Raw genomic sequence first — 18,702 nt, forward strand, 5'->3', positions numbered from 1 at the left:
AGCCCTCAGATGGGCGGCGCAGGCCAGGGCGCCCCTCAAAGGGGCGTCGCCGTCTGGAGGATGAGGAACATCGTCACGGCCGAGTTCGCCGACGACATCGCGGACACGGCCGTGCCCACCGCCGCGCCCCAGGCCGCCAGGCCCGCCGAGGTGGACACCGGCGGCCAGCGGCGCCCCGCCGGAGCCGGTGCGAGCAGCGCCGCCACCCGGCGCGGCACCGGGCCGGGGGCGGCGAGGCACGGCAGCGTCGTGACCGGGGAGCGGTGCGAGGACAGGGCCGCCACGCCGATCGCCCGGGCCACCGTGCGGCGGCTGCCGACCACGCGGGCCGCCTCCTCGTCCGCCCACCGTTCCGCCGTGTACGACACCGCCGTACGCAGCGGGCGCAGGAACGGGTTGGCGCGGGCCGCCAGTTGGACGACCAGCAGGAGGCGGTGGTGCCGGGCGGCCAGGTGGGCGCGCTCGTGCGCGAACAGTGCCCTGCGCTCACCGGACCGGAGACGGTCCAGCAGGGCCGTGGTGACGACCACGCGGTCCCTGCGGCCACGTCCGTGCCCGAGCCCGCGTCCGCGTCCGCGTCCGCGCCGGCCGGGGAGCGCGTACGCGTACGGCGTCCCGTCGCGGAGCACGGCCACCTCGGTGCCCGGCAGGCCGGCCAGTGCCCGGTGTGCGCGGCGACGGGTCAGGACATGGCCCCACAGGGTCCGGCCGCACGCCCCGACCACCGCGCACAGGGCCGGGATCGCGGCCTTGCCGGCGATCTCGTCGTAGGGCACCGCGGCGCGCACCTCGGGATCGGACCAGGCGTCCGGCAGCGGGTTGCCGGGGAGCTGGGCGGTGCCGACCACCATCACCAGGCCCAGGCACACGGTGCTGCACACCGCCATCACCGCCGCGACAGCGGTCAGCAGCCGCGTGGCGGAACGGGGGTGCAGGTGCTGTTCGGCCAGGCGCGCGACCGGCCACGCGGTCAGCGGCAGCACCAGCGGCAGGAAGACGAAGAATCCCATCAGAAGGCCCCCATCAGACCTCAGTCGCCCTCCAGCAGGTCTTCCCCCAGCAGTTCGCGCAGCAGCCGCTCGTCCTCCGGTCCGAGGCCGGTGACGAAGCTGGCCAGCACGGCCTGCCGGTCGCTCCCGGCGTCCAGCACCTTGCGCATCTTCCGCGCGGCCAGGTCGGCCTCGTCCGACACGGGCGTCCAGGCGAAGGACCGGCCCGCCCGCTCCCTGGTGACCGCGCCCTTGGCCAGCAGCCGGGTGAGAATCGTGACCACTGTCGTGTAGGCGAGGTCCCCGCCCAGGCGCTCCTGCACCCAGCCGGCCGTCGCGGGTCCGCCCGCCTCCCGCAGCACCGACAGGACCTGCGCCTCCAGCTCGCCCTGCCCGCGCCGGGAACGCCGCCGGTCAGCCGTCACGCCCTGTCTCCTCTCCGCCGCCCCACACGTCGTGGGCGGTACATCGTAGGTACACCGGGCCGGTCGCCGCCGAGGCCGCCTGCGCCAGGTCCGGTCGGCGGCCGTTTCCCGGGGCCGCCGGGCCCTTCTCGGCGAGGGTCCGGCGGGCCTCTGTGCCCCCCGTTCCTCAGCCGAACATGCCCGGCTCGTAGTCGCCGGCCGGCTGCTGGACGACGACGTTCAGGCGGTTGTAGGCGTTGATCAGGGCGATCAGGCAGACCAGGGCGCCGAGCTGCTCCTCGTCGTAGTGCTTGGCTGCGTCGGCCCAGGCCTCGTCGCTGACGCCGCCGGCCGCGTCGGCGATACGGGTGCCCTGCTCGACCAGCTCCAGTGCGGCGCGCTCGGCGTCGGTGAAGACCTTGGCCTCCCTCCAGGCGGCGACCAGGTTCAGGCGGACCGCGGTCTCCCCCGCGTGCGCGGCGTCCTTGCTGTGCATGTCGGTGCAGAAACCGCAGCCGTTGATCTGGCTGGCGCGCAGCTTCACCAGTTCCTGTGTGGCGAGCGGCAGCGTCGAGTCCGACAGGACCTTCCCGGCCGAGTTGATGTAGCGGAAGAACTTGCCGGCGACCGGGTTCTCGAAAAGGTTCAAGCGAGCGTCCATGACGTCCTCCTGTGCGGTTGCTGTCGGCTACACCTCTCTGACGGAGCGGCCCGGAGAGATGTGACAGCAGCGGATGTGACGTGGATCACCCCAGGGGGCAGGAGTGCGGACCGTCGATCCCGAGCCGGTCATGGATCCGCAGGAAATGTGCGCAGGAGCGCCACACAGGCCGCACACAGTCTGCGGAATGCCTCGTTAGCGTTGCTGGCCGCTCGGTCTCCCGTGCGACCGCTCGGTCTCCCGTGCGAACGTGAACAGGCCCCGGCCGTGGCCGCAGGCGCCGTCGATCCAGGAAGACGTGAATGGACTACTGCTCCTCTTGCCGTCGGCATCTCAACGGCGCCCTGGTGTGCCCCGGCTGCGGCGCCTACGCCCCCGACATCGCTCCGCCGGTGGCGGTGAGCACGCCGGACGCGACGCCGGGCACACCGGCGGCGGCCGCGAAGGCACACCCCGTCGACGCGTTCGACGCCTTCGGCGCCGGTGACTGGTACGACGACTCGGCCGAGGCCGGTGAGGAGCCCGCGCCGGCCTCGGCGCCGCGGCTTCAGCCGTCCGGTGCGGCGGGCGGCCCTCCCACCACGTCCCGGGGACGGGCGGCCCGGCGCCGGCAGCTCGCACGCTGGAAGAAGAACAAGCGCAGGGCGGCGGTCGCGACCGCCTTCGCGATCGTCGGCGGCGGGCTCACCCTGGCCACCGTGGACCGGCAGTCCGGTGACCGCGCCCAGGCGGCCGCGGCCCCCGACAGCCACACCATGGGCGTCTCCGAGCAGCAGGCCTCCGCCGGGTCCCGGCCCGACACGGCACCGCCCAGCGGCCGGCACCGGGCGCCGCGGTCCGCGCACACCCCGGCGGCGCCCGCGGACGCCCCTCGCTCCGCGTCCGGCGGGCAGGGCAGGCACGCCATGGCCGCCGGGACGCGGTCCGCAGCGCCGGCCGGCCGGGCGGACGCCGCGGCCACGCCGCCTCCGGCGGTGACCCGGGCGGTCGAGGAAACGGCCGGCTCGGTGTCCGGAACGAAGTCCGGGGCCGGCTCCGGCGCCCAGACGGGGTCCGGGACCGGCGCAGGGACCGGGTCCGGGACCGGGGCGGGGACCGCCTCCGGGAGCGGTGGGTCGGCGGCGCAGACGCCGGCCGGCTCGGCGTCCTCGAACGACGGCGGCGGTACCGGCTCGGGGACGTCCGCGACGAGTCCCTCGCCCGCGGCCACCTCGCCGTCGCAACTGTGCCTGCTCGTGGTGTGCCTCGGCTGAGCCGAGTTCATCCGGTCGCTGGAACCACCCTTGCCGGTGGGGCAGTCTTCTCCCTCGTGGCGAGCGTTCCGAATCAAGGTGGGGCCGGCGCGGGAGCGGCGCCGATGGTGGTGTGCGGTGACGACGGTCTCGCGCACCGGCTGGCCGCCGAACTGCGCGCCGTCCACGGCGAACAGGTCACCCTCGTGGTGCCGCCGAACGAGCGCCTGGCCCGGCCCCCGGTGGTCGGGCGGGCGCGTGCCGCCTCGGCCGCGCTGTTCGACCGGGTGGTCAGCGCCGCGGTGGGCCGGGCGGGGATCGGCAGCGGCGGCGGTACGCCCGCGGGGGCCGGCGGTATCGGCGTAACCGCCCAACGCGGCGACGGCGAGCGGGTGCTGGAGGCCTTCGACGTCACCGAGGCCGTGCTCGCCGAGGCCGGGGTGGAGCGGGCCGCCGCGCTGGCGCTCGTGTACGACGACGACGAGACGAACATCCGGGCCGCGCTGACCGCCCGCCGGCTCAATCCACGCCTGCGGCTCGTGCTGCGGCTGTACAACCGGAGGCTGGGCCAGCACATCGAGGGACTCCTCGACCAGGCGGCGACCCTGGCCTCCGGCGAGGGCCCGGACGGTGGGCCGGAGGCGTCCACGACCGTGCTGTCCGACGCCGACACCGCCGCGCCGGCACTGGCCGCGGCCGCCGTCGCCGGCACCACCAGGGTCGTGCAGACCGCGGGTCTGCTGTTGCGCGCCGTGGAACAGCAGCCCGGCCGGGACGGGCGGCTCGCCGAGCGGGGTCTGTGCACCCTGGCGCTGCTGTCCGGCAACGGCGGCGGGTCCGCGCGGGCGGGCGGCGCGGGCGGAGACGCCGGGGCCGACGGGGCTCACGGGGGCTGGCACGGCGCGGAGCAGGAACCCCGGCTGCTGCCGGACGACGACGAGGTGCGGCTCGCCCGTGGGCGGTCCGCCGTGGTGCTGGAGCAGGTGTCGGCCGCCGGTGGCGCCGGGGCGGACGCGGCGGGGCGCGGCGCCGGGGCGGGCACGGGGGTCGGCGCCGAGGTCGTGCCCGCGCTCGCCTCCCTCTTCTCGCGGCGGCTGCGGTGGTCGCTTGCCGGGCTTGTGGCGTGTGTGGTCGCGCTCGCCGTGGCGCTGTGGGTGGTCACCGGCATCCACCCGTTGGGGGCCTTCTACCTGACGCTGCTGGACCTGTTCGCCATCGACGATCCGGCGATCGGGAAGTCGCTCGGGCGGCAGGTCCTCCAACTGCTGTCCGGGCTGGTCGGGTTGCTGCTCCTGCCGGTGCTGCTGGCCGCCGTGCTCGAAGGGCTGGGCACCTTCCGGACCGCGTCCGCGCTGCGCAAGCCGCCGCGCGGGCTCGGGGGACATGTGGTGCTGCTGGGGCTCGGGAAGATCGGTACCCGGGTGCTGACCCGGCTGCGCGAGCTGGACATCCCGGTGGTGTGCGTCGAGGCCGACCCGGAGGCGCGGGGGCTGGCGACCGCGCGGCGGCTGCGGGTGCCGGTGGTGCTGGGGGACGTCACGCAGGAAGGGGTGCTGGAGGCCGCCAAGATCCACCGTTCGTACGCGCTGCTCGCGGTGACCAGCGCCGACACGACGAACCTGGAGGCCGTGCTGTACGCGCGGTCGGTGCGGCCGGATCTGCGGGTGGTGCTGCGGCTGTACGACGACGACTTCGCCACGGCGGTGTACCGGACGCTGCGGGTCGCGCATCCGCGTGCCTCGACGCGGAGCCGGAGTGTGTCGCACCTCGCGGCGCCGGCGTTCGCGGGGGCGATGCTGGGGCGGCAGGTGCTGGGGGCGCTGCCGGTGGAGCGGAGGGTGCTGCTGTTCGCCTCGGTGCCGGTGGCCGGGCATCCGGAGCTGGAGGGGCGGACGGTGGGTGCGGCGTTCCGGGCCGGGGCGTGGCGGGTGCTGGCGGTCGAGGGGCGGGCCGATGCGGGCCCGGATCACCTGCTGGTGTCCGGTGACCGGGTTGTCGTCGCCGCCACCCGCCGGGGGCTGGCGGAGCTGGGCTGAGCGTCCAGGGGGCTCAGGCCCCCTGGACCCCCGTTCTCGCCCACCGCACCCATCCGTCCCGGTCGGTCGTGCAGGGCCCTGCCCCGGCCGGAACACATGGGTCAGGCGTTGTTCAGGTGGCGGTCGGCGAAGTCCAGTTCCAGACGCACCTGCTTGATCCGTTCGTCGACGACCAGGGAACCGTGGCCCGCGTCGTAGCGGTAGACCTCGTGCACCGCGTCGCGGCCCTCGAGGCGCTCGACGTAGTTGTCGATCTGCCGGATGGGGCAGCGGGGGTCGTTGACGCCCGCCGAGATGTACACCGGGGCCTTGACCTGGTCGACGTAGGTCAGCGGGGACGACGCCTGGAAGCGGTCCGGGACCTCCTCCGGGGTGCCGCCCAGCAGGGTGCGGTCCATCGCCTTCAGGGCTTCCATCTCGTCGTGGTACGCGGTGACGTAGTCCGCGACCGGCACCACCGCGATGCCCACCGCCCACGCCTCCGGCTGGGTGCCGAGGCCGAGGAGGGTGAGGTAGCCGCCCCAGGAGCCGCCGGTGAGGACCATGCGGTCCGGGTCGGCGAGGCCGGAGGAGACCGCCCAGTCGCGCACGGCGGCCACGTCCTCCAGCTCGATCAGGCCGACCCGGTGCTTCAGGGCGTCCGTCCAGGCGCGGCCGTAGCCGGTGGAGCCCCGGTAGTTGACGCGGACCACGGCGTAGCCCCGGTCCACCCAGGCGGCCGGGCCCGCGGCGAAGGCGTCGCTGTCGTGCCAGGTCGGACCGCCGTGAAGGTCGAAGACCATGGGCAGCGGGCCGGTCGCGCCCGCCGGCTTCTGGATCAGGGCGTGGATGCGGCCGCCGGGGCCCTCCACCCAGGCGTCCTCCACCGGGACCGACGGCGGGCACTTCATGCCGGGCGGGTCCAGGACGACGCGGCCGGAGGTGGAGCGCACCGCGGGCGGCTCGGCGGCCGACGACCACAGGTACTCCACACTGCCGTCGGGCCGGGCCGTCGCCCCCGAGACCGAGCCGGGCGGGGTGGGGATGCGGGTCAGCTCACCGGCGGCCAGGTCGTAGCGGAACAGCTCGCTGCGGGCCTCGTAGCTGTGGACGACGAGCAGTGCGGTGCCGTCCGGGTACCACTCGGCGCTCACGTCGCCGGGCAGGTCGAGGGCGAGGTCCTTCTCGGCGCCCGTGGCCACGTCCCACACCAGCGGCTCCCATCGGCCCCGGCGCTGGTGCCCGATGAGCAGCCGGGTGTCGCCGTCCACGGGGGCGAAGCCCAGCACCTCAAGGCCCAGCTCCCGGGTGCCGCCCCCGGTGTCGTCCAGCTCGGCGACCGTGGTGCCGTCCGGACGCAGCACGCGCAGGGCCGCGTGCATCGCGTCGCCGTGCTCGGTGTGCTCGACGGCGATCAGGGTGCCGTCGTGGGAGAGGTCGCCGACGCCGGCCGACTCGCGGTGGCGGTAGATCTCCACCGGGTCCCGGCCCTCGCGGGCGAGGTGGATGGTCGTGCCCTCGTCGTCGGTCGAGCGGCCGACCACCGCCGTACGGCCGTCCCTGGCCAGGGCCAGGCCGGCCGGGTAGGAGGGCTTCAGGCCGGGGACGGCGGTCTCGTCCGCGCCACCCGTGAACGGCTGGCGGCGCCAGACGCCGAACTCGTCGCCGTCCTTGTCGTCGAACCACCAGATCCACGCGCCGTCCGGGGACAGCACGCCGTCCGTCGTGCCGTTCGGCCGGTCCGTGGCCTGCCGCTGCCCGCCCGTCGCCCGGTCCCAGGCGTACAGCTCGTACGTGCCCGTCGCGTTCGACACGAACAGGGAGCGGTCCGGTGCGTCCTCGGCCCAGTCGGGCAGCGAGACCCGCGGCGCCCGGAAGCGCTTCTCCCAGTCCGGCATGTCCGGTGTGTCCGGCGTCCTGCTCTCACTCTTCGCCCCAGTCATGCGCCCATAGTGCCTGGTCCGGCCGACAATCCGCTGGCGGTGCCCCCAGCCTGTGGACAACTTCCCGATCACACCCACCGCGCACGCGCACGGGCGCGTGCCCGGCCGCACGTTCAGGCGGGCGCACGGGCACGCTCGCTCGGGGCCGTCGGCGCGCGCGGGGCCGACCCCGGAGCGGGGCCGCCGCACCGGAGCCGTACCGTTGAGGGCGTGTACCGGTTTCTGCTGACTCCCCGCTGGTGGGGCATCAACGTCTTCGTGCTGCTCGCCATCCCGTTCTGCGTGTTCATGGGGTCCTGGCAGCTCAGCAGGTTCGAGGGGCGGGTGCAGGACCACCGCGCCGCGACCGAGCAGGCCGCGTCGGACGGGCACGGGACGGCCCGGCCCCTGGACACGATGCTGCCCGTCGACAAGAGCACCTCGGGACGGCGGGTCACCGCGAGCGGCCGGTACGGCAGGCAGCTTCTGGTGCCCGGCCGGGAGCTGGACGGCAGGAACGGCTTCTACGTGCTGACGCTGCTGCGCACCGGCGCCGGCCGGTCCCTGCCCGTGGTGCGGGGCTGGCTGCCGGGCACGGCGGACGCTGCCAAGGCGCCGGCCGCGCCGTCCGGCGAAGTCACCGTGACCGGCGCGCTGCAGGCCTCCGAGACGCCGGGCGACAACGGCGCCGGCGCCCAGGGCGGTCTGCCCGCGGGGCAGACCGCGGCGATCAGCTCGGCCACGCTGGTGAACCTCGTGCCGGACCGCCTCTACGACGCCTGGGTCACCCTCGACCGGGCGGACGCGGGGATGAAGGCCGTGCCCGCCACCGCGCCCGAGGGCACCGGCCTCGACCTGAAGGCCTTCCAGAACCTCGGCTACACCGGCGAGTGGTTCGTCTTCGCGGGCTTCGTGGTCTTCATGTGGTTCCGGCTGCTGCGCCGCGAGGTGGAGTTCCAGCGGGACGCGGCGCTCGGTCTGGTGCCGGACCAGGAGCAGGAGCAGGACCGGGAGCGGGAGCAGCAGGGAAACCCCTCCGCTCCCACCGCCGTCTGACCCGCGTCACCCCGCGGTCGCGGCCGGTCCGGTCGCCGTCCGGGGCCCGGACGACGACCGGGAAGGGCTACGACGCCGCCAGCACCCCGGTGTAGTACACCGTGCCCGCGCAGGCGTTGGGCACCGTCGCGGACGCCGACGGGGAGCCCGTCTCGCCGGTGTAGCCGACGACGACGCTGCCGTCCGCCGTGCCTTCCTCGGTGAGGAGCTGGGTGGTGGTGCCCGACGTGCCGCCGGTGTCCGTGCCGCCGCCGCCGACGCCCGCGGACTGCGAGGGCGTCGGGTCGGGCGAGGGGGCGCCGCCGTCGGTGCCGCCGGTGGTGGTGGTGGTGGTGCCGCCGCCGGCGGCGGGACAGGTCTCGGAGGGCACGAAGGCGAACCGCTCCTCGTAGGCGCCGCCGGGCTGCAGGACCAGCTTGGCGACCTCGAGCGAGGGATCGGGCAGCGCGGCCGCCGCGTCCCCGGCCACATGCCGGACGGCGCTGACCTTGGCCGGGTCCGCCGCGCCCTGCGCCACCGTGCTGACCACGACCCCGCCGGTCACGGTGCAGGCGGTGCCCGAGGTGTTGGTGACGCGGAAGGTGCCGTAGACGACGCCCGTCGAGTCGGGGGCGTCGGCGCCGCCGGTGACGGAGCCGAGCTGGACCGCGGTGCACAGTGCGGCGCCCGAGGCCGAGGGCGCGGACGAACCGGTGCCGCCGGACGAGCCGTTGCCGCCGCCGGTGCTGCCCTGCTCACCGGTCTTGCCGTCGTGCTTGTCCCGCCCGGGGGTGCTGCCGTGGGAGCGACCGGTGCCGCCGGTGCCGGCCCGCGGGTCCTTTCCCTGGCTCGCGCCGCCCTGCGCCTCGGAGGACTGCCCGGCCATGGCGGTGTTGGGGTCGGTGCCGCCGGCGTTCGAGACGTGCACGAGAGCGGGGACGGCGGTGCCGATGAACAGGGCCGCGGCGGCCATGCCGACGGCGGCCTGGCGCTTGCGGGCTCGGCGGGCCGGTACCGCCCGGCGCAGGTGGTCGAGGGTGCCGGTGCGCGGTTCGAGGTCGTCGACCGCCGAATGCAGCAGGCTGCGCAGGTCCAGCTCGTCCGAGCCGAGCCCGCCGAGCCCGTCGAGGCCCGTGCCGGGCGCCTGGGAGCCCTTCTCGTCGGGGCCGTGGTTCACAGTTCTGTTCCCAGCGTGCGATTTCGGGTGCTCTTGCCCGTGCCCCTGCGCCGGATCTCGCCGGGCGGGGGGTTCGTGGGGCTCGTCGGAGAGGTTTTGGGGCGAGGGGTTCACGTCCGACGGGTTCTCGTGCGAGGGGTTCTCGTCCGAGGAGGTCTCGTGCGAGACGTTCTCGTGCGGGACGTCCTCGTCGCCGCGCTCGGTGTGCTCGCTCATACCGGCGTCTCCATGGCCACCCGCAGGGCGGCGATGCCCCGGGAGCCGTACGCCTTCACCGAGCCCAGCGATATCCCGAGCGTCTCGGCGACCTGGGCCTCGGTCATGTCCGCGAAGTAACGCAGCACCAGGACCTCGCGCTGGCGGCGCTGCAGGCCCTTCATCGCCTTGATGAGTTCGCGCCGCTCGAGCTGGTCGTAGGCGCCCTCCTCCGCGCTCGCCATGTCCGGCATCGGCTTGGAGAGCAGCTTCAGGCCGAGGATGCGGCGGCGCAGGGCGGAGCGGGACAGGTTGACGACCGTCTGGCGCAGGTAGGCCAGGGTCTTCTCGGGGTCGCGGACGCGTTTGCGCGCCGAGTGGACGCGGATGAAGGCCTCCTGGACGACGTCCTCGCAGGAGGCGGTGTCGTCGAGGAGCAGCGCGGCGAGTCCGAGCAGCGAACGGTAGTGCGCGCGGTAGGTCTCGGTGAGGTGGTCGACGGTGGTGCCGGCGGCCGCCGCGTCCGCGGCCGGCTCGGCGGCCGCGGTCTCGTCGGAACCGTCACGCTGGCTGGGGATGCGGGTGGGCCGCGCTGCAGGCATGGGCGCGATCACCGGCATGCCGCCGGGCATGCGCGGCCGGAGCGCCGCACGGGGCGGTCTGAGGGCCGCTGTACCGCGGGCCGCACTGAGTTCGAGTACCTCTGCCACGCCAGTTGGACACGTTTCCCCCCGGGAGGGTTGTACGTGCCGGGCGTCACATGTGCGACTACCGGCGGTTCCTCAACTGCCGTCATGCGTCCCGCTCTTCCCTTATGTCCCATTTGAACGGGCGTCCCCCACGCCCGGGATCACGGCGTCCCCACGCCGGGATCCTCACGCTCCGCCTCGCAAGGGTCACTGCAAAGACGCTCCCCGCCCTCCGCACGGTTGCGGGGGACGGGGAGAAAATCCTCTGACGCCGGGAAGCGCGGATCAAGTGGATCGACCCATGTTCCCGGCCACGCTGCTTACATGAATACTACAAACACTCTAACTACGGGGGGCCGTCTCCCCCGTGAGCTCCGCCGCCAGCAACTCGGCGATCTGAGCGGTGTTCAGTGCGGCGCCCTTGCGCAGGTTGTCCCCGCAGACGAAGAGCTCCAGCGCGGTCGGGTCGTCCAGCGCGCGCCGCACCCGCCCCACCCAGGTGGGATCGGTGCCCACCACGTCGGCGGGGGTGGGGAACTCACCGGCGGCCGGGTCGTCGCACAGGACCACGCCGGGCGCGGTGGCGAGGATCTCGCGGGCGCCGTCGACGGTCACCTCGCCCTGGAAGCGGGCGTGGACGGTGAGGGAGTGCGCGGTGATCACCGGCACCCGTACACAGGTGACGGCGACCGGCAGCGCGGGCAGTCCGAGGATCTTGCGGGACTCGTCCCGCACCTTCATCTCCTCCGAGGACCAGCCGTCCTCCCGCAGCGACCCGGCCCACGGGACGACGTTGAGCGCGACCGGCTCCGGGAAGGGCCCGGTGTCGTCCCCGACGGCCCGCCGTAGGTCACCGGGCTTGGTGCCCAGCTCGGTCCCGGCGACCAGGGAGAGCTGGGCGCGCAGGGTGTCCACCCCGGCGCGGCCGGCGCCGCTCACCGCCTGGTACGACGACACCACCAGCTCGCGCAGCCCGAACTCGGCGTGCAGCGCGCCCAGCGCGACGATCATCGACAGGGTGGTGCAGTTGGGGTTGGCCACGATGCCGCGCGGCCGGCTGCGCACCGCGTGCGCGTTGACCTCGGGCACGACGAGCGGCACGTCGGGATCCATCCGGAAGGCGCCGGAGTTGTCGACGACGAGCGCACCGCGCGCGGCGGCGACCGGCGCCCACTCGGCGGCGACCTCGTCGGGCACGTCGAACATCGCGACGTCGACGCCGGCGAAGGCGTCCTCCGACAGGGCCGTCACCTCGACCTCCTCCCCGCGCACGGCCAGCTTGCGGCCGGCCGAGCGCGCGGAGGCGATCAGACGGATCTCGCCCCAGACGTCCGCGCGCTGGGACAGGATCTGGAGCATGACCGCGCCGACGGCTCCGGTCGCCCCCACGACCGCGAGCGTCGGCTTGGCGGTCATCGGCCGGTGCCCCCGTAGACGACGGCCTCGTCGGTGTCGGAGTCGAGCCCGAAGGCGGTGTGGACGGCGCGGACGGCCTCCGGCACGTCGTCCTTGCGGGTGACGACCGAGATGCGGATCTCGGAGGTAGAGATCAGCTCGATGTTCACGCCCGCGTCGCTGAGCGCCTCGAAGAACGAGGCGGTGACACCCGGGTTGGTCTTCATACCGGCGCCGACCAGGGAGATCTTGCCGATCTGGTCGTCGTAGCGCAGGGAGTCGAAGCCGATGCCGCCCTTGTTGCGCTCCAGGGCGTCGATGGCCTTGCGGCCCTCGGTCTTCGGCAGGGTGAAGGAGATGTCCGTCAGGCCGGTGGACGCGGCGGACACGTTCTGCACGACCATGTCGATGTTGATCTGGGCGTCGGCGATGGTCCGGAAGATCGCGGCGGCCTCGCCCGGCTTGTCCGGGACGCCGACGACCGTGATCTTGGCCTCGGAGGTGTCGTGCGCGACGCCCGAGATGATGGCCTGCTCCACCTTCTTCTCCCCTTGCTGCTGTGTCTTCGGCACCACTGGCTCGCTGCTGACCCACGTGCCCTGCAGCCCGCTGAACGAGGAACGGACGTGGATCGGGATGTTGTAGCGGCGGGCGTACTCCACACAGCGGTGGAGCAGCACCTTGGAACCGGAGGCCGCGAGTTCCAGCATGTCCTCGAAGGAGATCCAGTCGATCTTCTTCGCCTTCTTCACCACGCGCGGGTCGGCGGTGAACACGCCGTCGACGTCGGTGTAGATCTCGCACACCTCGGCGTCGAGGGCGGCCGCCAGGGCCACCGCCGTGGTGTCGGACCCGCCGCGGCCGAGCGTGGTGATGTCCTTCTTGTCCTGGCTGACGCCCTGGAACCCGGCGACGATGGCGATGTTGCCCTCGTCCAGCGCGGTGCGGATGCGCCCCGGCGTGACGTCGATGATCCGGGCTTTGTTGTGGACCGAGTCGGTGATGACGCCTGCCTGGCTGCCGGTGAACGACTGGGCCTCGTGCCCCAGGTTCTTGATCGCCATGGCCAGCAGCGCCATGGAGATGCGCTCGCCGGCGGTCAGCAGCATGTCGAACTCCCGGCCGGCAGGCATCGGCGAAACCTGCTCGGCGAGATCGATCAGCTCGTCCGTCGTGTCGCCCATCGCGGAAACCACGACAACCACCTGGTTGCCGTTCTTCTTCGCTTCCACGATCCGCTTGGCGACGCGCTTGATGCCCTCGGCATCGGCTACGGAGGAGCCTCCGTACTTCTGCACGACAAGGCCCACGTGCGCTCCTCGCTCGGTTCGTTTGTGTCGGCTCAGTTTACCGAGCGTCCGTTTTCCGCCCCCCTGCTCCCGCATGGTGAGACACCGGACGCCCGCAACCGGCACCTGCCCAGCCCCCGACGGGGCACGCGCAAAGTGCCCCGCGTCACAGCGCGGCGGCTACCTGCCCGGGCCGCCCAGGCCGAGGGGGCCGCCGATCTCCTCGGCCATGACCCGGCCCGCCTCGAACTCCAGGGTCTCGTCGCCCATGCCCTGGTCGGTGTCGAGGCCGTCGAGCTCCTCCAGGGGCTGGTTGAGGCGGACGTGGATCAGCACGGACTGCAGGGCGCGCAGCACGGCGGAGGCGGTGGGTCCCCAGTTGGAGAAGTAGGAGAACTGCCACCACCACAGGGCCTCCGTGATGCGGCCCGAGCGGTAGTGGGCCATGCCGTGGCGGAGGTCGGTGATGATGTCGGCGATGTCGTCGGAGATCCGGGCCGGCACGGAGGCCCTGCGGGGCTCGTAGGGGTCGAAGACCTCGGAGTAGACGTCCACCGGGTCCAGCAGGCGGGCCAGGTTCTCACGGAGCTGGTCCACGTCCGGTTCGGGGCCGAGGTCGGGCTCGTAGCGCTCCTCCGGGACGATGTCCTCGTGGGCGCCGAGCCGGCCGCCGGCCAGCAGGAGCTGGGAGACCTCCAGGAGGAGGAAGGGAACGGTCGAGCCGGGCTCGTCTCCCCTCGCCACCTCCGTGACGGCCACCAGGAAGCTCTCGACCTGGTCCGCGATCTGGACCGAGAAGTCGTCCGGGTTACGCGTCGAGTCGTGCAGCGTGGCGTCAGACATCTAGGAGTCGTCTCCCCTCGAAGGCGCGGCCGAGAGTGACCTCGTCCGCGTATTCCAGGTCGCCGCCCACCGGGAGGCCGCTGGCCAGGCGGGTGACCTTCAGGCCCATGGGTTTGATCATGCGGGCGAGGTAGGTGGCCGTCGCCTCGCCTTCGAGATTGGGGTCGGTGGCGAGGATCAGCTCGGTCAGCGCGCCGTCCGCCAGCCGGGCCAGGAGCTCCCTGATGCGCAGGTCGTCGGGGCCCACGCCCTCGATCGGGCTGATCGCGCCGCCCAGGACGTGGTAGCGGCCGCGGAACTCACGGGTGCGCTCGATCGCGACGACGTCCTTCGGCTCCTCCACCACGCAGATGACGGCCGGGTCGCGGCGCGGGTCGCGGCAGATGTTGCACAGCTCCTCCTGTGCCACGTTGCCGCAGGTCGCGCAGAAGCGGACCTTCGCCTTGACCTCCAGGAGAGCCTGCGCGAGCCGCTTCACGTCGGCCGGTTCCGCCTGCAGGATGTGGAAGGCGATCCGCTGCGCGCTCTTGGGACCGACGCCGGGCAGCCGCCCCAGCTCGTCGATGAGGTCCTGGACCACGCCTTCGTACAACGGACTGACCTTCCTGGAGACCTTTCGGTACGTACGGTAGTCGGCGGCCGCCCGTCCTAGGAAGGCGGCGGGCATGTCGCTCCGGTGGCCGGCACCGGAACGGCCGGCGGATCAGAAGGGCAGCCCCGGGATCCCGCTGCCGCCGCCGAGGCCCTGGGCCAGCGGGCCCAGCTTCTGCTGCTGCAGCGACTGCGCGTTCTCGTTGGCCGCCTGCACGGCGGCCACGACCAGATCGGCGAGGGTCTCGGTGTCCTCGGGGTCCACCGCCTTCGGGTCGATCTTCAGGGCCCGCAGCTCGCCGGAACCGGTGACGGTGGCCTGTACCAGACCGCCGCCCGCCTGCCCGTCGACCTCCGTGTTCGCCAGTTCCTCCTGGGCGCGCTGGAGGTCCTGCTGCATCTTCTGGGCCTGCTGGAGCAGCTGCTGCATGTTGGGCTGGCCACCACCGGGAATCACGATCGGCTCCTGCTTCCTCGTCCGCTGCGTTGTCATTCGCTGTGCACGAGCCTACGTGGTCCGCCCGGCCATCGCCCCGCCACTCTTTCGAGTGACAACAACGGCAGCCCTATACCTGATCAAGGCCCTCTTCCGGGCGGAAAAGCCGGCAAAGCCACGTCCGCGCCACCCATTGGGCGGTAGGAAGGGGGCCGCACGTCGGCATCCGGGGTCACGCGGTGTGACGGGGGTGCGCGTTGGCGTGTTCGGTGTCGTGTTCAGTAGGGAGTGCCGGGTGGGTCAGCCGGAGATGCAGCCCGAGGGTCCGCCGCAGGACGGGCGGGGCGAAGGTCCGGCCGGACCGCGGCCGGGCGATCTGACCGGGCGGACCTTCCCGCTCGGGGACTGGGGGGAGCCCGCCGAACGCCTGGAGGAGCTGTACCGGTGGGTGGAGCTCGGCGCTCTGCGGACGGCGGCCTGGTACCTCGAGGACCGGGTGTGGAAGCGGCGGGGCGCACGGGCGCTGCGGGCCGGCGCCGCGGCCGGGGCGGTCCTCGGCGCCGCGCTGCCGCTGCTGGACATGACCCGGGTGGTCGGCGGGGTGGCGCCCTGGGGGTATCTGGCGCTGCTGCTCGCGGTGGCCTGTGTCGGCGCCGACCGGTTCTTCGGGGTCACCTCCGGGTGGATAAGGGACGTGGCCACCGCGCAGGCCGTGCAGCGGCGGCTGCAGGTGCTGCAGTTCGACTGGGCGTCGGAGAGCGTCCGGGAGGTGCTGGGTCCGGCTGAGGGCACGGCGAGCGAGGCCGCCGAGCGGTGCCTGGGGCTGCTGCGGCGCTTCTCGGAGGACGTGCAGGACCTGGTGCGCACGGAGACGGCCGACTGGATGGTGGCGTTCCGCACGGGGTCGGCGCCGCTCGGCATCCAGGCGGCGGTGGCGTCCGGCATGCGGGCGGAGCCCGCGGCCCCGGGCGGCCGGCACCCCTTGCCGCCCGCGAACGGCGCCCGCCCGAACATGCCCCGCCAGCGGCCGCCCGAGCCGCGGTAGCGCCCCCGCCACTCCCGGAGCCGGATGGTGGGGTCACGGTACGCACGCGGGAGGGCGGGAACCGGGCACGTACACGGAAGCTCGCCGAACGTTCAACCACCTTGCGGCGAAGGGGATTTCACCTCACTGGCGGGTGTAGGTCAGGCTCTCGCCGCCGCCCGCCTTCGCGCGCTTCAGCCGGCCGTCCGGGAGCAGGGTGACCTCGGTGGCCTCGCCCGGTGAGCAGGAGGACATCGGGTCGCCGCTGGTGACGGTGGACGGGCCTATCTCCAACGGGCCCTCGCCGTGCGGCTGTTCGGCGAGGGCGGCCTCGAAGACGCAGTGGTAGGTGCCGCCGCCCTCGACCGGGCCGTCCGCGACGAGGGTGAGGACCGTGTCGCCCACCTCGCCCTGCGCGATGGTCAGCCGGCGGGTGTTGGCGCCGCCGGTGTTGTCGATGGTGGTCTTCCAGGTGCCGAGGTAGGCGGCGGGGACGGCGCCGTCCACGGCCGTGGGTGAGGCCGTGACGGAGGGCGAGGCGGAGTCCGTCGGCGTGGGCGCCCGGGAGGTGCCGGGCGCGCTCGTGGCGCCGGCCGGCGCGGGGCCGGCCGTGTCGCCGCCGGGCCTCATCAGCGCGTACACCGAGCCGCCCGCTCCCAGCGCCACCACCAGCGCGATCACGACGAGCAGCGCGGTGGACCGGCCGCCGGGCCGCGCCGGCTCCGGCTGCCCGGCGAACGGCGGCGGCCCGTGCGGCGGGGTGGCGCCGAGCCCGCCGTACGGGGGGTAGGGCTGCTGCGGATAGCCGTACCCGGCGGACGGGGGCTGCGGGTAGCCGTAGCCGGCGGAAGCGGGCTGGGGGTGCTGCTGGGCCTGCTGCGGGTAGCCGTAGCCGTACGGAGCGGGCGAGCCGTACGGATCCGGGGCGCCGTATCCCAAAGGGGCCTGGGAGGCTCCGGCGGGCGGGGCCTGTCCGGCCGGCGCGCTCGGCAGGTGCCCGACGGCCGCTCCGCCACCGTCGGACCGGTCCACCGGCCTCGGGGCGCCATCGGCAGCGAGCCCGTGCTCGGGCGACGTGCCGGACCCGGCTGCCTGCCCGCCGCTCGCACCAGCACCGCCGAGAGCGCCACCCGCCCCGGCGAAGGCACCGGCGCCCGGGCCTGCGGGGTGAGCGCCCGCGCTTTGGTCCGCGGGGAAGGCGACGGCTCCGGCGCCGGCGGGACGGGCACCGGCGGTCGGGCTGGCGGGGGAGGAACCTGCGCCTGCTCCAGCGGGGGGAGCCGAGCCCTTGTCCAGCGGTCCGCTCGCCCCCTCCCCGCCGTGCCCGGCGGCCCCGGGGACCTGCGCACCACCGGGGCCGGACGCACCCGGGGCATCTGCCGGGACGCCCGGACCTGCCAGGTCGGCGGGACCTGCCTGGCCGACCGGGCCCACCGGGGCGTCGGCGCCCTCCGTGGCCGCCGAACCGGCCGAGACGGTCACCTCCTCAGGGCCGCCCGGACCCGACGACACCCCCGCACCCTCGGCACCGCCAGGCCCACCAGCACCCCGACCCACGGCCACCCCGCCGACCCCCGAGGCACCCGAACCCGCCGGGACAACCGGCCGCACCGGCGCGGGCGGGCCCACGGGACCGCCCGCGCCCCCACCGCCCGAAGCAGCCGGCACGCCCCCGCCCGTCGCACCACCCGGGCCCGACGACACCCCCGCACCCTCCACCGGAACCCGCGCAGCGCCGGCGCCCGGTGCCGCCCAGCCCGCCGGAGCCCCCGGCACCGCCGCCCCGGCCCCCAGGGCCCCGGGCGCACTCCCGCCCGCCGTACCGCTCCCCCTCGAAGCGCCCGTGTCCGCACCGCCCTGTGGGTCCTCGGTCTCCAGGAGCCGGACCGCGTGGCGGCCGAGCTGGGCCACCAGGGCGCCGGGGAGCCAGGGGTCGCGGGAACGGCCGTCGGCCACCGTGTCCTCGGCGCCCGTCCACTCCAGGACCCGGGTCAGCGGGGGGCGGGCGGCGGGGTCCTTGCGCAGGCAGTCGCGGACCAGGTCGGCGATGCCCTCCGGCACCCGCTCCAGGTCGGGCTCCTCCTGGGCGATGCGGAACATCAGGGCGTGCGCCCCGCTCCCGGCGCCGCCGAAGGGCATGACCCCGGTCGCCGCGTAGGCCAGCACGGAGCCGAGGCAGAAGACGTCGCAGGCGGGCGTGACCCGGTCGCCGCGCACCTGTTCCGGCGCCATGAAACCGGGCGACCCCACCAGCGAGCCGGTCCGGGTCAGGCCGTCCCCGGCCAGCGTCTCGAGCGCCCGCGCGATGCCGAAGTCGATCACGCGCGGCCCGTCGATCGTCACCAGCACGTTCGACGGCTTGAGGTCGCGGTGGACGATCCCGGCCGCGTGGATGTCCTGCAGCGCGTGCGCGAGTCCCGCCGCGAGGATGCGTACCGATCGCTCGGGCAGCGCCCCGTGGTCGTGCCCGACGACCTGCTGGAGGCTCGGCCCGGCGACGTACCCGGTGGCCACCCAGGGCACCGGCGCCTCGGTGTCCGCGTCCAGCACGGGCGCGGTCCAGTACCCGCCGACGCGCCGCGCGGCCCCCACCTCCTGCCGGAACCGCGCCCGGAACTCCTCCCGCGCGGCCAGCTCCTCGCGGACCAGTTTCACGGCGACGGTCCGGCCCCGGTCCGACCGCGCCAGGAACACCTGCCCCATGCCGCCCGCGCCCAGCCGTGCCAGCAGCCGGTACGCGCCGATCTGCCGCGGGTCCCCCGGTCCCAGCTTGTCCATCCCCGCGCCGCCTTCCCCCCATAGGTC

Annotated in this window: 15 protein-coding genes and 1 pseudogene; 4 read left to right on the forward strand and 12 right to left on the reverse strand. The window is 74.4% G+C overall.

The features are described 5' to 3' along the window. Nucleotides 1-35: 35 nt before the first annotated feature. From ACFQ9Z_RS12075 to ACFQ9Z_RS12085, 3 genes are all read right to left on the reverse strand, one after another. Nucleotides 36-1,010 (reverse strand): M56 family metallopeptidase, encoded by a 975-nt coding sequence (locus ACFQ9Z_RS12075; RefSeq protein ID WP_383014881.1) that lies wholly within the window; start codon nucleotides 1,008-1,010, stop codon nucleotides 36-38. 20 nt (nucleotides 1,011-1,030) lie between these two features. After that, nucleotides 1,031-1,414: a BlaI/MecI/CopY family transcriptional regulator gene (locus tag ACFQ9Z_RS12080; protein WP_383014884.1), complete on the reverse strand. Its 384-nt coding sequence runs from the start codon at nucleotides 1,412-1,414 to the stop codon at nucleotides 1,031-1,033. Nucleotides 1,415-1,580: 166 nt separating this feature from the next. Next, nucleotides 1,581-2,054, reverse strand: coding sequence for a carboxymuconolactone decarboxylase family protein (locus tag ACFQ9Z_RS12085; RefSeq protein WP_281296764.1), 474 nt, complete (start codon nucleotides 2,052-2,054; stop codon nucleotides 1,581-1,583). A 302-nt stretch (nucleotides 2,055-2,356) separates the two neighbouring features. Between ACFQ9Z_RS12085 and ACFQ9Z_RS12090 the strand changes: the two genes are divergently transcribed. Together ACFQ9Z_RS12090 and ACFQ9Z_RS12095 are read left to right on the forward strand one after the other, a co-directional pair. Then, the gene (locus ACFQ9Z_RS12090; protein ID WP_383014889.1) at nucleotides 2,357-3,307 is read left to right on the forward strand and encodes a hypothetical protein; all 951 of its coding nucleotides are present in this window, start codon (nucleotides 2,357-2,359) and stop codon (nucleotides 3,305-3,307) included. Between the two features lie 104 nt (nucleotides 3,308-3,411). Next, entirely contained in the window at nucleotides 3,412-5,322 is a 1,911-nt protein-coding gene (locus ACFQ9Z_RS12095; RefSeq protein WP_383014892.1) for an NAD-binding protein, read from the forward strand. A gap of 101 nt (nucleotides 5,323-5,423) precedes the next feature. On the opposite strand, the gene ACFQ9Z_RS12100 is transcribed toward ACFQ9Z_RS12095, so the two are convergent. After that, the gene (locus tag ACFQ9Z_RS12100; RefSeq protein ID WP_383014898.1) at nucleotides 5,424-7,244 is read right to left on the reverse strand and encodes a prolyl oligopeptidase family serine peptidase; all 1,821 of its coding nucleotides are present in this window, start codon (nucleotides 7,242-7,244) and stop codon (nucleotides 5,424-5,426) included. Nucleotides 7,245-7,454: 210 nt separating this feature from the next. On the opposite strand from ACFQ9Z_RS12100, the gene ACFQ9Z_RS12105 reads away from it, so the two are divergent. After that, the gene (locus tag ACFQ9Z_RS12105) at nucleotides 7,455-8,279 is read left to right on the forward strand and encodes an SURF1 family protein (protein ID WP_383014901.1); all 825 of its coding nucleotides are present in this window, start codon (nucleotides 7,455-7,457) and stop codon (nucleotides 8,277-8,279) included. A gap of 67 nt (nucleotides 8,280-8,346) precedes the next feature. Here ACFQ9Z_RS12105 and ACFQ9Z_RS12110 read toward each other — a convergent pair whose 3' ends face one another. The 7 genes from ACFQ9Z_RS12110 to ACFQ9Z_RS12140 form a co-directional block, all read right to left on the reverse strand. Further along, complete coding sequence (locus ACFQ9Z_RS12110) at nucleotides 8,347-9,651, reverse strand: hypothetical protein (RefSeq protein ID WP_383014904.1); 1,305 nt, start codon at nucleotides 9,649-9,651, stop codon at nucleotides 8,347-8,349. Next, nucleotides 9,648-10,340, reverse strand: coding sequence for a SigE family RNA polymerase sigma factor (locus ACFQ9Z_RS12115; protein ID WP_143629768.1), 693 nt, complete (start codon nucleotides 10,338-10,340; stop codon nucleotides 9,648-9,650). The genes ACFQ9Z_RS12110 and ACFQ9Z_RS12115 overlap by 4 nt, the downstream gene beginning before the upstream one ends. Before the next feature lie 321 nt (nucleotides 10,341-10,661). Further along, on the reverse strand, nucleotides 10,662-11,735 hold the full coding sequence (locus ACFQ9Z_RS12120; protein WP_383014910.1) for an aspartate-semialdehyde dehydrogenase: 1,074 nt from the start codon (nucleotides 11,733-11,735) through the stop codon (nucleotides 10,662-10,664). After that, a complete protein-coding gene (locus tag ACFQ9Z_RS12125) occupies nucleotides 11,732-13,024 on the reverse strand; it encodes an aspartate kinase (protein ID WP_143629774.1) in 1,293 nt (430 codons plus the stop codon). Before ACFQ9Z_RS12125 ends, ACFQ9Z_RS12120 begins: the two co-directional genes overlap by 4 nt. A 159-nt stretch (nucleotides 13,025-13,183) precedes the next feature. Next, nucleotides 13,184-13,846, reverse strand: coding sequence for a DUF5063 domain-containing protein (locus ACFQ9Z_RS12130; protein ID WP_383014915.1), 663 nt, complete (start codon nucleotides 13,844-13,846; stop codon nucleotides 13,184-13,186). After that, nucleotides 13,839-14,438: a recombination mediator RecR gene (recR, locus tag ACFQ9Z_RS12135; RefSeq protein ID WP_383015805.1), complete on the reverse strand. Its 600-nt coding sequence runs from the start codon at nucleotides 14,436-14,438 to the stop codon at nucleotides 13,839-13,841. Before recR ends, ACFQ9Z_RS12130 begins: the two co-directional genes overlap by 8 nt. A gap of 111 nt (nucleotides 14,439-14,549) precedes the next feature. Further along, nucleotides 14,550-14,894 (reverse strand): YbaB/EbfC family nucleoid-associated protein, encoded by a 345-nt coding sequence (locus ACFQ9Z_RS12140; RefSeq protein ID WP_383014918.1) that lies wholly within the window; start codon nucleotides 14,892-14,894, stop codon nucleotides 14,550-14,552. A gap of 274 nt (nucleotides 14,895-15,168) precedes the next feature. Between ACFQ9Z_RS12140 and ACFQ9Z_RS12145 the strand changes: the two genes are divergently transcribed. Next, nucleotides 15,169-15,918 (forward strand): SLATT domain-containing protein, encoded by a 750-nt coding sequence (locus ACFQ9Z_RS12145; RefSeq protein ID WP_383014921.1) that lies wholly within the window; start codon nucleotides 15,169-15,171, stop codon nucleotides 15,916-15,918. Nucleotides 15,919-17,283: 1,365 nt separating this feature from the next. On the opposite strand, the pseudogene ACFQ9Z_RS12150 reads toward ACFQ9Z_RS12145, so the two are convergent. Continuing rightward, nucleotides 17,284-18,675: pseudogene (locus ACFQ9Z_RS12150) on the reverse strand (serine/threonine-protein kinase); the annotation flags it as partial. Nucleotides 18,676-18,702: the final 27 nt, after the last annotated feature.

The sequence above is a fragment of the Streptomyces sp. NPDC056580 genome (assembly GCF_042793175.1).
Taxonomy (GTDB): domain Bacteria; phylum Actinomycetota; class Actinomycetes; order Streptomycetales; family Streptomycetaceae; genus Streptomyces.